This window comes from Pseudomonas sp. gcc21 (assembly GCF_012844345.1).
Lineage (GTDB): Bacteria > Pseudomonadota > Gammaproteobacteria > Pseudomonadales > Pseudomonadaceae > Halopseudomonas.
In genome coordinates, this window is sequence record NZ_CP051625.1 from 2,041,321 (window position 1) to 2,056,770 (window position 15,450).

15 protein-coding genes are annotated in these 15,450 nt (G+C 54.0%); 7 read left to right on the forward strand and 8 right to left on the reverse strand.

The window, feature by feature from the left end; translation table 11 throughout:
* Positions 1 to 15 precede the first annotated feature (15 nt).
* Together HG264_RS09380 and HG264_RS09385 are read right to left on the reverse strand one after the other, a co-directional pair.
* On the reverse strand, positions 16 to 459 hold the full coding sequence (locus HG264_RS09380) for a type IV pilin protein (protein WP_169407413.1): 444 nt from the start codon (positions 457 to 459) through the stop codon (positions 16 to 18).
* A 380-nt stretch (positions 460 to 839) separates the two neighbouring features.
* Complete coding sequence (locus tag HG264_RS09385; RefSeq protein WP_169407414.1) at positions 840 to 2,153, reverse strand: serine hydrolase; 1,314 nt, start codon at positions 2,151 to 2,153, stop codon at positions 840 to 842.
* 250 nt (positions 2,154 to 2,403) lie between these two features.
* Between HG264_RS09385 and HG264_RS09390 the strand changes: the two genes are divergently transcribed.
* From HG264_RS09390 to HG264_RS09415, 6 genes are read left to right on the forward strand one after another with little or no spacing between them, the layout of a single operon-like run.
* Complete coding sequence (locus HG264_RS09390; RefSeq protein WP_169407415.1) at positions 2,404 to 2,883, forward strand: GspH/FimT family pseudopilin; 480 nt, start codon at positions 2,404 to 2,406, stop codon at positions 2,881 to 2,883.
* Positions 2,880 to 3,398: a type IV pilus modification protein PilV gene (gene pilV / locus HG264_RS09395; RefSeq protein WP_256663652.1), complete on the forward strand. Its 519-nt coding sequence runs from the start codon at positions 2,880 to 2,882 to the stop codon at positions 3,396 to 3,398. Before HG264_RS09390 ends, pilV begins: the two co-directional genes overlap by 4 nt.
* The gene (locus HG264_RS09400; protein WP_169407416.1) at positions 3,395 to 4,162 is read left to right on the forward strand and encodes a PilW family protein; all 768 of its coding nucleotides are present in this window, start codon (positions 3,395 to 3,397) and stop codon (positions 4,160 to 4,162) included. The genes pilV and HG264_RS09400 overlap by 4 nt, the downstream gene beginning before the upstream one ends.
* Entirely contained in the window at positions 4,159 to 4,746 is a 588-nt protein-coding gene (locus HG264_RS09405; RefSeq protein WP_169407417.1) for a PilX N-terminal domain-containing pilus assembly protein, read from the forward strand. The genes HG264_RS09400 and HG264_RS09405 overlap by 4 nt, the downstream gene beginning before the upstream one ends.
* A 16-nt stretch (positions 4,747 to 4,762) precedes the next feature.
* The gene (locus tag HG264_RS09410; protein WP_169407418.1) at positions 4,763 to 8,368 is read left to right on the forward strand and encodes a pilus assembly protein; all 3,606 of its coding nucleotides are present in this window, start codon (positions 4,763 to 4,765) and stop codon (positions 8,366 to 8,368) included.
* Between the two features lie 47 nt (positions 8,369 to 8,415).
* Positions 8,416 to 8,787, forward strand: a complete 372-nt coding sequence (locus HG264_RS09415; protein ID WP_372240158.1) for a type IV pilin protein — start codon at positions 8,416 to 8,418, stop codon at positions 8,785 to 8,787.
* A gap of 129 nt (positions 8,788 to 8,916) precedes the next feature.
* Here the strand turns inward: HG264_RS09415 and HG264_RS09420 are convergent, their stop codons facing one another.
* The 5 genes from HG264_RS09420 to HG264_RS09440 form a co-directional block, all read right to left on the reverse strand.
* Positions 8,917 to 9,468, reverse strand: a complete 552-nt coding sequence (locus HG264_RS09420) for a hypothetical protein (RefSeq protein WP_169407420.1) — start codon at positions 9,466 to 9,468, stop codon at positions 8,917 to 8,919.
* A 198-nt stretch (positions 9,469 to 9,666) separates the two neighbouring features.
* The gene (locus HG264_RS09425) at positions 9,667 to 10,950 is read right to left on the reverse strand and encodes a type II toxin-antitoxin system HipA family toxin (RefSeq protein WP_169407421.1); all 1,284 of its coding nucleotides are present in this window, start codon (positions 10,948 to 10,950) and stop codon (positions 9,667 to 9,669) included.
* Positions 10,943 to 11,194 (reverse strand): helix-turn-helix domain-containing protein, encoded by a 252-nt coding sequence (locus HG264_RS09430; RefSeq protein WP_169407422.1) that lies wholly within the window; start codon positions 11,192 to 11,194, stop codon positions 10,943 to 10,945. Before HG264_RS09430 ends, HG264_RS09425 begins: the two co-directional genes overlap by 8 nt.
* Positions 11,195 to 11,380: 186 nt before the next feature.
* Positions 11,381 to 12,166, reverse strand: a complete 786-nt coding sequence (locus HG264_RS09435; protein WP_218572969.1) for a DUF2889 domain-containing protein — start codon at positions 12,164 to 12,166, stop codon at positions 11,381 to 11,383.
* The gene (locus HG264_RS09440) at positions 12,159 to 13,262 is read right to left on the reverse strand and encodes a hypothetical protein (protein WP_169407424.1); all 1,104 of its coding nucleotides are present in this window, start codon (positions 13,260 to 13,262) and stop codon (positions 12,159 to 12,161) included. The genes HG264_RS09435 and HG264_RS09440 overlap by 8 nt, the downstream gene beginning before the upstream one ends.
* 261 nt (positions 13,263 to 13,523) lie before the next feature.
* Here HG264_RS09440 and HG264_RS09445 point away from each other — a divergent pair, with 261 nt between their 5' ends.
* Complete coding sequence (locus HG264_RS09445) at positions 13,524 to 14,042, forward strand: GspH/FimT family pseudopilin (RefSeq protein WP_169407425.1); 519 nt, start codon at positions 13,524 to 13,526, stop codon at positions 14,040 to 14,042.
* Between the two features lie 50 nt (positions 14,043 to 14,092).
* Here HG264_RS09445 and argJ read toward each other — a convergent pair whose 3' ends face one another.
* A complete protein-coding gene (gene argJ, locus HG264_RS09450) occupies positions 14,093 to 15,310 on the reverse strand; it encodes a bifunctional glutamate N-acetyltransferase/amino-acid acetyltransferase ArgJ (RefSeq protein ID WP_169407426.1) in 1,218 nt (405 codons plus the stop codon).
* Positions 15,311 to 15,450 lie beyond the last annotated feature (140 nt).

Consider the following 15,450-nt stretch of genomic DNA (forward strand, 5'->3'; position numbering starts at 1 on the left):
GGGAACGTGTTTGCACTACCACGAGGTGAACCCGCATTCGGACGTAGCCGTCCGCTGGTTTTCCGCATCCAGACTCAACGCACAGCCCTGCATCGGGCCGCTACCTGTTGCGGTCAACCGATAGGGAGTGCCTGCGACAAAGGCGTGGGAAAAATGCTCGGCCTGGGCGGGGCTCCATTGTCCGAAAGCCGATTTGAGCGCAGCGGTGCCGGTGATATTGGTCGTTGGATAGGCAAGCGAGCGCTGAAAACGGCCTTCTACCACCGCCGCTAATGAAACCAGATCGGCCGCCGCGGTCTTGGCACGGCTCTTCTTTATATAGCCCTGGTATGAAGGCAGCGCGATGGACGCGAGAATGCCGACAATCACAATGACGATCAGCAGTTCCATCAAGGTGAAACCGCGAGCGCCGGACCGGCGAATTCGTAGCTTGTGTTCGCAAAAAAAACTCGAACGCATACATAAGCTCCGATTGGGTAGAGGAAACACGATCAACAATCGGGACACGCCGGCACTCACTCGAAGCCGCAGCAACCCTGATCAACCTGGACCGTTCTTGAGCGTTGTTAGGGTTGTGACAACGGAAGGGGCCAAAGGGTCGTTGTGCATTTGGTGGGTTGGCGAAGCACCTGGGGCGAATCGTGACCGCTTGATTTTACCGGAGCGGCACAACCGGGCCGTTCCGATCAGCTTGAATTTCTGAGGTGGAGAGAATTCATCCCGCTTGACCTCGTGCGACGTCTGAACGCGGGATCACGAGCTATTACTGCGTAGAGCCGAAGGGGAAACAACCGAAGCTCGGAGAGAAACCTTCCGAGCGTCGATCATTGCAGTGGAAATCAGTCTGGGTTTGGGCGCAACAAGTCCGCCAGCGCTTCCATTGCGGCAATGGTGGCGGGCATCGTTTCCGCACTGGTTGCGACCGGGTGCGAAGACAACCGCACCATGACCATACCGACTGCAGGGTTAATGTGAATCATCTGGCCATGCACACCCAGCGCCTCGAACGCACCATCGTCGTTATGGCTGATCCACCACTGGTTGCGATAGGAATAGCCGGGCTGGAAGTCCCGCCCTGCGGCCTTGAATGCTTCGCGGTCGCCGCCTTTGCGGATCGTCTGTATCACCGCGGGGCTGACCACTTGCTGCCCGTTGAATTCTCCGTTCAGGCGCACCATCTCCGCGAAGCGGGCCAGGTCACGTAGCGTGACGTTGAAGCCAGCGCCCGCCCACTCTGTCCCCTTGGAATCGAGCAGCATGTAACCGTCCTGCTCCGCACCCAGCTTGCTCCAGATGCGCTGCTCGATCAGCGCAGCCGTGGACAGACCGGTAACGCGTCTAAGAATCCAACCCAGGGTTTCAGTATGCGTAGTGCGATAGCGAAAGGCCGTGCCGTGCTCATCTACACCTGCCCCAATGGTCGGCAGATAGCTGTACAGGTCTTTGGCACCGGTGTAGTCATGAGGTTGCGGACTCATCCCAGCAGCGCGTGAATACTTGGCGACATCAGACGTGCGATCAGCGTAGATCTCGCTGTAATTAATGTCCGCCGTCATGTTCAGCACCTGCTGAACCGTAGCGCCCTTCCAGCCGCTTGGCTCCAGCTCCGGAAGGTAATCGGTAACCAATGCCTGCGGATCCAGCTTCCCTTCTTCAATCAGCTGCGTAGCCAGCAGGCCTACCACCGATTTGGTCACCGACCAGAGAATATGCGGCTCATCCTGCGGCACGCCGGCCTGATACTGCTCGAACAGCACCTTGCCGTGCTGCATGATCAGCACGCCATCGACATAGGTTGAATCCAGATATTGGGCGAAGCTCATTGGCTTGCCGTCAGGACCTGCGAAAGTCAGATCAGCGATCTGCTGTTCCCGGCCCTCAAGGCGCGGCAAAACGTACACGCCCTCATTAGCACGCGCCACCCTCCGCGACGGAAACAGCTCGCGCGCATGATGAAAACTCCACCGCGGGTTGGGATAGGGCCGCATGAAACCGGCGTGAGTAATCTGCTTCTCCGCCGGCGGCGGAAACCCCTCCATCAACTGCAATCGATCGGTACGCACCGACTCAGGATCAGGCAGCTCAACGGCGGGAACCTGCGCGGACGAAAGGACAATAGCCAAAGTCACCCCCAGTATTTTTGTTGTGTTCATGACCTAAGCACTCAGGCTTGTTTTGTAATGGTTTGAGACTAAACAAGCGGGGGCGATAGTGCCAATGGGGTTAGCGTCGATTGGCGAGGTGAATGATTAGGGATCAGGGTTGCGGCTAAGGCCGGTTCTCGACGATGGCAAACTCCTTTCGTGGTTCCTTTTCGTTCCTTAAAAATGACCGGTCATCGCGCCAGACGAGACCTTGTGAAACTGACCGCATATAGTCCAACCACTGCAAGGAGGCCAAAGTATGTTTCGTATTAAGGGATTCACGTTAATAGAACTGATGGTTGTAGTGGCGCTAGTCGCCATCATTGCAACCATAGCGGTTCCCAGCTTCGGCATACTAATAAGCGACAACCGTGCCGAGTCACAAGCCGAAGAACTCAACTCTCTTCTTCAGTATGCCCGCAGCGAAGCAGTGATCCGTAAGGTTACTTCCACAGTCGCGATTGATACTGGCACAGCCGAGATCACAGTTTCCGCAAACGGGCAGCCGCTGCGCAGCTCTGTTTTGAGCCTCGGCAATGTCGTCTTCGCTACCACTGCGACTACGCTCAGCTACCACCCCAACGGTACAGCCAGCACACCAAGCTTCCGCGCGATATTTTGTAGCGACAACAAAGCCGCTACGGGCCGGCTGCTTACAGTCTCAGCCAGCGGCGCCACCAAGCTGCATCATAAAGGAAAGAAGCCGGACGGTAGCGCACTAGGGAGCTGTTCCATATGAGAAGCATGAAATGTAGTGGTTTCAGCCTGCTGGAAGTTTTGGTCACCGTTCTTCTAACGGCCATTGGCATTCTCGGCATGGTCGCGATGCAAGGTAAAGCGATCCAATACACGCAGGACTCTGTCGAGCGTACTCATGCGGTAATGCTCGCCAACGAGCTGATGGAAATAATACGTTCCACTCCTAGTAGCCTTCAGCCCAACGCAGCTGACTCCCCACTGTTCGACTCGCTCCCCGCTGGCGCTACAGATAACTGTCTTGTAATCGACGATGCATTGCTCGAAACGCAGGTAGCATGCTGGGCATCCAGGGTTCGGATGCTTTTACCCGATGCAGACCAAGCATCCGACGCGTTCGTCGCATGCACCTCAACCACTCCCGGCACATGCGACGATGATGGCGCTGCGATTGAAATCCGATTGGCGTGGAGCGCTGCTGGCGAAGGTTGCCTGGACGCAGCCGCAGAAAGTCTAGATGACACACTGTGCACCTACACGTTCAGGAGCCAGATATGAAAAAAACTAGCCCTTTGAACATCCGCCAACAGGGTTTGTCCCTGATCGAACTGATGGTCGCGCTTTTACTGAGCACGCTACTGATCCTGGGAATCACGCAGTTGTACATAGACAACAAACGTAACTACGTATTCCAGCAAGGACAATCGGATAACATCGAAAACGCGCGCTACACACTAATGCTGTTTGAAGAAGAACTCTACAGGACTGGTTACAGGAGCCGTCCCGATGACAGCTACGAGAATGTGTTTCGTGCGGCCAGCACTGATAACTGTACCTTCAAGGCAGGAGAAGTCATTACGTTTGATGGCGAAAATCAACTGTTGTGCCTTCGCTATCAGCCCAACCTTAAAACAACTAGATCTTGTGATGGTACTACTTTGACCGGCGGCAACGAGCCCTACGACGTCAACGTCTCCCCGGTTATTACTGAGATCCAAATTCTCGACAATTCTTTGCGATGTAACGGCGTGCCGCTAGTCGACAACCTTGTTGACATAAAATTGCTATTCGGCACCAGCGACGATACCGCACGGGAAACCCAGGAGTTCAAAACAGCTCCGGCGGCTACAGACCGCATACGCTCAGTTCGCTACGCAGCATTGTTAAAAAGCCGATCCCAGAATCTAGCTGACGCCAACTCCAGCACTGCCTATCAGGCCTGGCGCAGTAAGTGGTATGGAGAGTCGAATGCTACAACTCCCGATCGCGCTCTTTATCTTACGACTGAAAGCACCCTTGCGCTCAGGAACCTCTCACGATGAATAACTCCACCTCAAACCACGCCGCCCATAAAAACCAGCGCGGTGCGACATTGCTTATCGCGCTCGTTTTCCTTTTGATTCTGACGACCTTGGCGATTACGAACATGAGAGAAGTTTCTCTTGAATCGCGTATCACCGGAAACCTGATTGACCAGAAGCAGCTATTCAATGCCTCGGAAGCCGGCCTGAAAGACGGTGAGTACAGGACGATCGGCACCCTGGTAAAAATACCTGGAAAATATAGTTTCGAAGCTGCTCTCCGCCCGGTGAACGCCACCAATAGCTGCGGTACGAAATTCGTGGATGTCTGTGTCCTCAACCAAGCTCCTCAATATACCCAAAGCTTCGATGAGAACGACCCGGTAAAGGCCTATGCACCGGATGACGTCACGGATTTCAGCGAGGATATCAGCTGGTACGCCATTCCCACTCCTGGTGGCGCAGCCCAAGGTGAAAACGAAAACCCCGAATATGGAAACATGGCAATGGGCATCGGCATCTTCCGTTATGAGATAAATAGTCGCGCAAGCAGCGACTACGGCGAGGTACGCCTTCGTTCAACCGTTTCGCGTGTCTATAACTAAGCCAGGACGGCCAACCATGAACATTTTAACTAATACGGGCAGAACTTTTTATAGCGCAGGTGTTTTCGCTCTATGCTTTCACGCTGCAGGCTCTCATGCCTCAAACCTGGATATCAGCCAAAGCCCGCTCATGCTGGTAGACTCGGTAGCGCCGAACCTAATATTCACGCTTGATGATTCTGGAAGCATGGAGTTCGCTTACGCCCCAGACGGCTTAAGTGATAAAAACTTCAAAGTCAATGGAGTTACAGTTTGCCCCGACGACTCTAACGGATGTCGCGGCACTCGCAGAGCTAAATCGTCAGACTTTAATCCGATTTATTACAACCCTGATGTTGATTATATCATTCCAAAAAAGGCAGATGGCTCCAGCTATAGCACCTCTTTTACGTCGGCCCCATGGAACGGATTTACCGGATATAATAAAACTAATCTTTCTAATAACTACATGCCGGTTTGGAACAATGATTGGAGCGGTGGGACTAAATGGGCGAAGCATCCAATCAACTCAGGATTCAATGATCGCGATAAAGGAGCAAAAGCATATTACTATGTATACGACGAATCACTGAATAACTGCTCCGGGGTCAAACACGACGATAGGTGCTATAGGAAAGAAGAACCAGACACTAGCGATGAAAAACAAAATTTCGCTAACTGGTATTCATTTTACCGAACCCGCGGTCTGGCCACGCTGAGCGCAGCCCATTTAGCGTTTTACGAATTGCCTTCATCCGTACGATTCAGTTGGCAGCGCATCAATCAAAGTAACAGCCCTCTCAGCACAAACTTTTCGGTTTACAGTAGCGATCACAAAACAGATTTTTTTAAATGGATGAAAGACAATAGCTCTTTTAACGGCAGCACCCCCCTTCGCAGAGCAATGAAGCGCGCTGGCGTATTTCTCACCAGCGACAAAGCTTGGCAGAACGAAATTGGATCGGGAAATAGCGGAAAGTATTCTTGTCGACCCGCCTATCACGTAATGATGGCAGATGGTATCTGGAACGGCAGCACACCCTCCGACCCTTCCCCATATAAGCATGACGATAAATCATGGAACACTCCCGACGGAACCAGCTATTCTCCGAAAGCTCCTTATGAAAGCGACGATGACGACACGCTCGCTGATTTGGCAATGCATTATTGGGCTACAGATCTCCACTCGATTGATAACAACGTAAAACCATTTACTAAATATAAAAGCACTAACCAAGACACCGAATACTGGGATCCCAGAAACAACCCCGCCACATGGCAAAACATGGTCAACTTTACTGTCGGCCTTGGACTAACAACCTCATTAGTTGAGACCAACTTAGAATGGGAAACGGGCAAAGGAACTTTTGACAGTTCAGGCTATAAAAATATCGCAAGTGGAAGCGAAGATTGGCCTAGTGTCTCGTCGAATAACGGTAAAGTATATGATCTTTGGCACGCGGCAATAAACTCACGCGGCGAGTTCTTCAGCGCCGACAGCCCTGAAACCTTGGTGCAATCCTTCAAAGACATCCTCAATAGGATCGCCGAGCGCACTTCGACTGCCGCAGCCGCAGGCTCCACCACCTCCGTAAGCGCTGACGACCCGGATGATCCTTACAATCTGACCATCCTAAACCGTGCTTTCTTTCCAGAATATAACAGTGAAGACTGGTCAGGTGATGTCAAGCGTTATGACATCAAACGTCTGCCTAACGGCGGCTCGAAGCGCGAACTAATATGGTCTGCCAAGAGCCTACTGACGAGCTCCGAAAACCGGAATGTTAAAATCGCTGGGGGGGATGCGGACAGCGGTCTCAGAGACTTTTCTTACGACAACCTGGGCGATGAGGTGCAATCGATTTTCGATATGAATCCAGATGCCTCCGGAGTGGTTACCGATAATAAGGGTTCCAACCGAGTTCGTTACCTACGCGGAGCCCGCGATGCCGAGGGTAGCAGTTCCACTAATTTCCGAGTCCGTAGTTCCGTTCTGGGAGATATCATAAACTCCACTCCAGTCGTGGTAGGAGCGCCCTCATATTTGCCCTATATTGCCGATAAAATAGACGGTGACGCTGGCGAATATCTGACTTTTTTCGAGAACAACAAAGCTAGACCCGAGCTTGTGTACGTCGGCGCAAACGACGGCATGCTCCATGCGTTTTCTGCTGATAATGGAAACGAAGTGTTCGCTTTTGTGCCCTCTGCGGTGCTTAAGCACATGCCAAAACTCACTGGCCAGACATACAAGGGCGGAGCGCACCGATTTTTTGTGGACGGCACACCTACGGTCCGGGACGTTTATTTTGACAGCGCTTGGCATACCGTACTGGTCGGCACTCTTGGAGCGGGCGGTAAATCGCTTTTTGCTCTAGACATTACTAACCCCGGCGAAGATGGCAGCGGCATCAAACTGCTATGGGAAGTTACAAACGAGTCAGACGGGTTCGCAAATCTCGGTTATTCCTTCCCTGAACCGGAAATCGTACGCCTCCATGGGGGGCAATGGGCAGTCCTTCAAGGAAATGGGTATGACAGCGAGAAGGATGCGGCGTCTCTACTGATTATAAATATCAAAGACGGCACCCTCATCAAGGAACTGATTGTCGATAGCGGTGGCAACGAGAATAGCGCTAACGGCTTATCTAGCGTTCGCGGCGCAGATAACAACGGGGATGGCATCGTCGACTACGCTTATGCAGGAGACCTCTTGGGAAACCTCTGGCGCTTCGACTTGGTAGTGCCAGTTCCAGCTGAGAAAGAGGTTGCAGACCCATTCAGCAAGACTGAACAAGCTTCCTTTACCGATGCTCACTATAAAATCTCCTACGGCAGTACCCCGCTATACCGTGCGACCTATCCAATCGAAGAAAACCAAACCCGTGTTCAGGCGATAACTTCCCCGCCCTCTCTTGTTCGCCATCCGACTCGACGGGGCTATATCGTCATGTTCGGTACCGGGAAGTACTTCGAGAACTCTGACGCAGCTCCGGACACCACCAAAGCCCACAGCATTTACGGTGTCTGGGATCGCCTAACAAAAGCACAGCCCACTGTCAGTTCTGATGCAGGCTCGCTCACCCGTAGCAACCTTCAGCAGCAAACAATAGAAGCGCAAAGCAGCACCACTTTCACCGGCGAGGTTAATGTCGAACGCACCGTCCGCTATATTTCTGACAATCCCGTCCAATGGTATGTAAACGGTACTACTCCCGCAGAAGAGTCTAACAAGAATAAGGTCCTTAAATGGGGGTGGTATGTCGATTTGGAGGTCGACAGCAAAAAAGGCGAAATGATGGTCGATAGAATGGTCGCTCGCGGCAATACACTTCTATTCGGGACTATTACGCCCAATGAGGATCCATGCGCGGATGGCGCAGCTTATTGGGCATATGGCATCAATGCGCATACAGGAGCACGCACCAAGCACCCAACCTTTGATTTCAGCCAGGATGGCTCGTTTGACAGCAAAGACAGCGACCAAGGTAAAGCACCTTCGAGTTATGAATCCGATTCGCCTATCACCCTGACCCGGGACGGAAGTGTGATTGATACCGAAACTTCTGTAGGTTTCGCCACGTCACCCGAACTGCAAGGTCGGCAAAGCTGGCAGGCTATCCCCTTGGAGACTGAAGAATGAGGTCAATCAAACCAAGCGCTATCCGCGGCTTTACGTTGATCGAGGTTATGATTGTTGTAGCCATTATCGGCATCCTGGCATCCATTGCGCTGCCTAGTTATCGGGAATATGTACTTCGCGGTAACCGGGCAGAAGGGCAAGCGTTCTTGACCGCAGCAGCCGCTCGGCAGGAACGGTATCGCGCCCAAAACAGCGGTTACGCGGATACGCTTACCAAGCTATATGGCGAGACTTCAAAGAAATCCGAAACCGGCAAATACTCTCTTGGAGTAAGCGTGGCCGGTGATGGCACTGATGGGGGCTTTGCCCTCACGGCCACGCAGTCATTCGGTGATACCGATTGTGGAAACCTGACGTTGAATGGACTAGGTGAAAAAGGCGTCAGCGGATCCAAGGACGCAGAAGATTGCTGGAAATAATAGGTATTACATTCGCCAATGGGATGGTTGCGATACGGGCCAAGCTCGAAACCGTCCCACGGCATTACGTCACGCCGGCTATTGTCGTAAGCTCCCCGTCGCGCCCTCGTGATTCAATTTTCAATTACCTCAGCCCCACCCCACCAACAAATCCCCCGGCCCGTGCACATCATCCCGCGTGCTACCAATCATCCGCACCGCACTTGCAGCCCGCTCAGGCTGAAATACAAAACAAGCCCCGGACCGCGCCTTCAATACCTGGCCCGCATCCCGGATCTGGTCGAGATCGATTCCCTTGCTGGCTGCGACCATTACTGCCCGTCGTTGAACGTATAGCGCTTCAAGCGTCTTGTCGTCGAGTGCTTCTTCTGCCCATGGGAATATGCTGCGCAGGTCTTTTCCGTTGAACGCATCGTCGCTGTCGATCCTGGTGCCGCGCAGGCGCCAGTCGAGCAGTTGCTCATCGTTGAGCCATAGCTGTGCATGACGATACTCGTACATGGCGCCGATTACCTTTGCCACATATTCACGTCGTCCCGGCCGCAGCGCCTGTGACAGCGCGACCATGAGCAGGTCGTACTGGTGCGTGCACTGTTGCTTACCATCAATTTCCGCGAAAATATTGGGGTCAGATGAACATTTTTGCGTTGCCCCTTGGGATCCGCCAACTTGATGATTCATTTGTCCCGGCTGCAGAGTGGTCGGGGCAGCCTTGATACGGAAAAATATTGGGGTCAGATGAACATTTTTTGCGTTACCCCTTGGGGTCCACCAACTTGATGATTCATTTGACCCGGCTGCAGAGTGGTCGGGGCAGCCTTGATACGAGCTGGTGCTCGCCCTCCAAAGCCGGCGGGTGCAGCAGTTCTCTCGACGAGGTTATCCGTTCGCTACGCTCACCCATCTCCGCTTATCGCTCAGCAAGCTTCGCATGGTCCCTCTATCCCAAGCATTGAGCATTTTGGTCCCAATATCGGTGAAGCAATCGACTTCACTTATATGCTGGCGCAGTTCGATGGCGGCTTTACTGATTCCATCGGCTACCTGTTCAAGCAGCTGCGCGACCTGCGTTTCACCCAACCCGCAGGAAATTCTGCCGAAGTTGTAAAGCAGCTTGTGCTTTGGCCAGTTCTTCGAGCCGGCCAACATCAAAGCCATATGGTCTTTGGGCAGATAGGCGGTGGTGGTAATGAGATCAAACGCCGGCGCCAGGCGGATGTCAGCATCAATACCTGTATGGTCGTAAAGCAGTCCATAGTTTTTCAGGTGAGCGTCGCCGTTCTGTATCGCTGTGGTAAGCGCAACACTCACAAATAACTCTTGCAGCGCTCGGGCTCTGCGCTCTACGGGCAGGTAGGCGTTGATGATCCGCGCGCAGGCTTCGTAGCTTGAGTCATACTTTTCGTCGGTTACCTTGCCACTGAGCACGCAGAAGTCCTCAAAGCCCAAGTAACCCCCTTCAGCCACATCGAAACGCTCGATTATTAGAAACTTGCCGCCTGAGCTCAGCTCATGCCTGGCGACATTGAGTCCTGCATATGTGGCTGCGCGCAGACAGAAGTATTCATTGGTCGCCAGTTCGGGATATTGGTTGGCTTGCCAAGCCTTGACGATGTGCGTCGCACCGCGATGGGTCAGGCGGGTTACGTCCCCGCCCGCATCATCGCGCACCAATACTTTGGGTTGCACACCGGACACACCAGAATAAGCGGCATAGGTAGATAAAAGATCGTCGAATAAATCCTGTGCGCCATCATGCACCAGCAACTCCTGGATCGAGGTACCAGGCATAGGCCTGCGCTGCTGTTGGCCAAGGGTAATGCGACCCAGCTGATATGGCCCAATCACGCTCAGCAGTTGCAGCGCGTCAAAGCTGGCCACGGCTTTGCGAAACATGTTCATGAGCGCCATGCGTAGATGGCCTTCTGGCATGTTCATGTCGAAGATGGGGTGAATGCCTTCATATGAATAGGGCCGAGCCCGGACAGGCATATTCAGCGAGACAGCTAAGCGCTCCGAAATCGCCGGCTCATACCCGAACAGGTGTTCTCGCCGCTTGCCACGGCTGGATATTGATTCCAGATTGCCGACCGCTACGTCAGAAACGCGCACCGCCAGCCTGACACTGCTCGCGTTTTTGTCTGCATCAATTGGCTCAGTCATCAAAACCCCACTCCTTCAGCTCATCCAGAGTGGGGCGGCCGCTTTGTTCTTTAACCGCCAGGGTATGCCCGAGCGCATTAAGCAACCTCTCATACTTGCGTACGCCGAGTTCTACTATCGTATTGTTCTCGATACCCGATACCGTTGCCCGGCTGATACCCACCTGGGCTGCCAGTTCAGCCTGGGTGAGGCCTCGCTCTTTACGCAACTGATGGATGGTTTTCCCGAGCTCTTCGACGCTCATATGTCATATATCCAATACAAAAATGGTATTGACCGACATTATGCATTGAATATTCGACATTACAAATTTGATTTCCGGATACGGTCATCCCTGGAACCGTCGCGGATCTTGCCGGCTTGATGGATGACTTGTGGCTGCGAGTTGTTTGCTGGTTCTGGTACGAGCTGACGCTCGAACCTCCCGGCGTCACGTCTCTGTTGACGGTTCGCCCCACCCTACCAACAAGTTGCCTGCATGCTGCACATCGTCGCGGGTACTGCCAATTACTCGCACTGCACTGTCAGCCCGCTCAGGCTGGAAGACAAAACACGCCCCGGAACGCGCCTTCAATACCTGACCAGCATCCCGAATCTGGTCCAGATCAATGCCCTTGCTTGCCGCAACCATCACGGCGCGCCGCTGCACATAGAGGGCTTCCAGGGTTTGGTCATCCAGATGCACTTCTGCCCAAGGCATGATATTGCGTAGATCACGCTGATCGAACTGGTCATTACTGTCGATCACGGTACCGCGCAGGCGCCAGTCGAGTAACTTCTCGCCATCAAGCCAGAGTTCGGCATGCCGATATTCATGCATGGCGCCGACTACTTTAGCTACATATTCTCGCCGCCCGGGCCGGAGCGCCTGGGATAGCGCAACCATCAACAGATCATACTGGTGAGTGCATTGCTGCTTGCCATCAATGTCCGCAAGGTTGACGGCGATGCGTTGACGCAGCGGCCGGCCTACGAACTCCTGCAGCTTCGTCGCAGCCTGGGGGCAAATGGTCCAGGGCGTGCGCCGGGCGATGCTGTTAACCGAGGTTATCCGTTCGCCGTCATGCTCCAGGTTGAGAACAAAATAATGGTGCTCATCCTCCATCGCTACCTGGCACTCGGACGCAGTCACGTCGAAGACCACGCGGCGATAGAAAACGTGGGGGGGTAATTGCGGCACATGCATTGGCTGGCTCCCGGCGAATTTCTCACTCAAATTCGAAGCTGTAATCCTGCATATATTCCAGCCGCGCCTCAAGATAGGGCTTGAGCTTGTTCAGGCTCGTTGCCTGTTCGCGGAACAGCCGGAGATTCGTAATGTTTCGTTTTAGATCAGAGAGGTGAGCCTCTATGTTGCTCCACGTCGCCTTATCCGTCTTCCTATGAAATCGCTCATACAACGCACCCGCAAAGGGATCCTCATAGAGAATGTCTTCCTGTTCGACGCGCAGGAACTCGTATTGATTTTGTAGCAGCTCGGTTGCCCCGGCTAGGTCGCCGCCCAGATCCTCCAGCGGTGACTTTCCGACATGCTCTGTGTACAAGGCGAATAGCCTGACGAGGTCCTTGCTGTCTCGTGCCTCGACCAGCTCGCTCATCAAGCGGTTCTTTTCAGCACGGGCGTCCTCATCCTGCTCAAGATCAGGATGAAGCACGCGGGCCACCTTACGAAACAGCTTGTTGATGGACGAGCCCTTCATTAGCTTGTTCATCGCCTGCTCTGTAGCTTGCCGCTCTTTTTCAAAGGCTTGCTGACGCGCAAATTCAAATGAGTCCTGCTCGCCAAAGGCAGCTTCCTGCTCAAACTCGGCGAAAAGGTCCTCGAACATGTCGTCCATACGCTCATCATCTGCTGCATCGGATGGTTCCTGGTAGTTGCCAGCGTCAGCAGAATCCATTGCCTCTGACAATTCCGACGTTATCCCCGGATGCATTTTTTCCAGCATGGCCTCCACCTGTTGAAGCAGCGGGGCCATATCAATATCGCCAGCAAAGGGATTGTTGTGGATGGTAGACATACAGTCTGCGATCCAATCCATCAGTACTTGCCGTTGCCATTGCGTCAAGGATTTGCGGCCATAAAAAACCAGAAGATGCTCGCAGGTTTGGTACAGCGTATCGACGTAGGCTTTTTCCTGATCCTGAATGGCCTCGCTGACACGCTGCGAGAAGGCCTTCATTTCCTCTCGTAGCTTGGCATTCTTTTTTTGCTGACTAATCACTCGCTCCCACGCCTTTTCGAACAGGGCTTCGGGCGACCGGTTGTCTTTTTTTGTCTGTTTCGAGGATTTTTTGTGGACCTTGATGTTCATGTGCCAACTCTTCGGGTTTTGATCATTATGCGGCCTGCGGTCACCACCACCGTCATCATCCACGACTGATAAAGGCGTTGCAAAGGGGCTTGCTTGAGTCCGACTACCAATACCAATGCCTGCTCCCAACGTGAACCTGCGCGCAAATTCAGGCGACGGACGGACCTATAACGGATCACTGTCCTACAATTCCCATGTCGAACCGTTCAGGTTCATTCCGGGCATATGGCAGTAGCCCGCTTACGTCAAGGAGGACAGGCCATGCGGTCACACGGATTCACATTACTGGAGCTGATGGTGGCGCTGGCCATTCTCGGCATCATGCTGGCGATCGGGGTGCCTGCGTTTGGTACTGTCATCGACAGTCAGCGAATGGATGACGGCGTCAATGGTCTGGTGCGGGGCCTCAACTATACCCGCACTGAAGCGGTACGCCGCAACCGTCCGGTCACGGTGTCGCCAATCGATGCGGATTGGAACGCGGGCTGGCGGATTTTCCTTGATCGTAACAACAACGGGCTGTACGAGGCGGGCGAGACGCTGCTACGCGAAGACATACCCGCTGACGTCGCTTTCGTTCATGCCAACAACAATGTCGCCAGCTATGTGCGGTACAACCCGCATGGTGAATCAGTATTGCTCAACGGCGGCTTTCAAGCGGGAACATTCAGGTTCTGTCCCCGCAAAGCCGAGACGCAAGGCAGGAAGCTGATCATCAATCGCATCGGACGGGTACGGCTGGAGCGCGAAGTAATCGATGCTCAATATTGCTCTGGCTGACAAGACAACGAGGCCCTCACATAAGGGCCTCGCCTGGTCCGGAGACGGGGTCAGGTGCGGTATTCAGCGTTGATGCGTACGTATTCATGCGAGAGGTCAGTCGTCCAGAGCGTTTCGTTGAAGTCTCCCCGGCCCAGCTCGATACGGATGGTGATTTCCGCCTGAGCCATCACCTTTGCGCCCTGCTCTTCGCGATACTCTTCCGCTCTCCCGCCGTTGCGTGTAATGCAGATATCATCGAGATAGACGTCGATCTGTTCCACGTCCAGGTCCGGCACGCCTGCGCGGCCTACGGCGGCCAGAATACGTCCCCAGTTCGGGTCCGAAGCGAACAGCGCGGTCTTGATCAACGGAGAATGCGCTACCGCGTATCCCACATCCAGGCACTCATTCCGGTTCGCACCGCCATTCACCTGCACCGTAACGAACTTGGTGGCACCCTCGCCATCACGGACGATAGCCTGTGCCAGTTCGAGCATAATGGCTTTTACTGCTTCAGCCAGCACCTGGTACTCCGCACCGGAGGTCTCGCTAATTGGCGCCATGTCGGCTTGACCGGTGGCGATCAGCATGCAGCAATCATTGGTCGACGTATCGCCATCAATGGTGATGCGATTGAATGAGAGATCAGCGGCTTCCCGCAACAGGCTCTGCAACACCGGTTGCGCTACCTTCGCGTCAGTGGCGACGTAGGCCAGCATGGTGGCCATGTTGGGCTTGATCATCCCCGCGCCCTTGGACATACCGGTGATGGTGACGGTTTGCTCACCAATCTTTACCTGCCGACTGGCACCCTTGGGCAGGGTGTCGGTGGTCATGATGCCCGTGGCGGCTGCAGCCCAGTTTTCAGGGCTCAGATCAGCCAGCGCTGCGGGCAAAGCATTGATAATTTTCTCTGCCGGTAACAGCTCGCCGATCACACCTGTGCTGAAGGGAAGGACCTGCTCCGGAGACACCTTCGCGAGTCCAGCCAGAGCCTCGCACGTCTGCTGTGCGGCCTGCATACCTGGTTTGCCTGTCCCGGCATTGGCATTGCCGGTATTGACCAGCAGATAGCGCGGGGCGGCCTGCATATGCTGTTTGGCCAAGGTAACCGGCGCCGCGCAGAAAGCGTTGGTGGTAAATACCCCGGCAATGGCTGAGCCCTCTGCCGCTTCCATGATTACGACATCCTTGCGGCCCGGCTTCTTGATACCTGCCGAGGCGATGCCAAGACGAAAACCAGGGACGGGATGAAGGGTTGGAAGCGGGCCGAGTCCGACTGCCATGGGGTTATCTCCAATTGGGATTCAAAGCGGGAATGATACAGCTGGGCGGGCTGTGACGCCTAGAGCGTGAGATTGATTGTCGCTTGTTAGTGCACGCTCGGTGGGTTTTCTGAGGCTGCTTTGCGCTGGGGTCTTGCTTG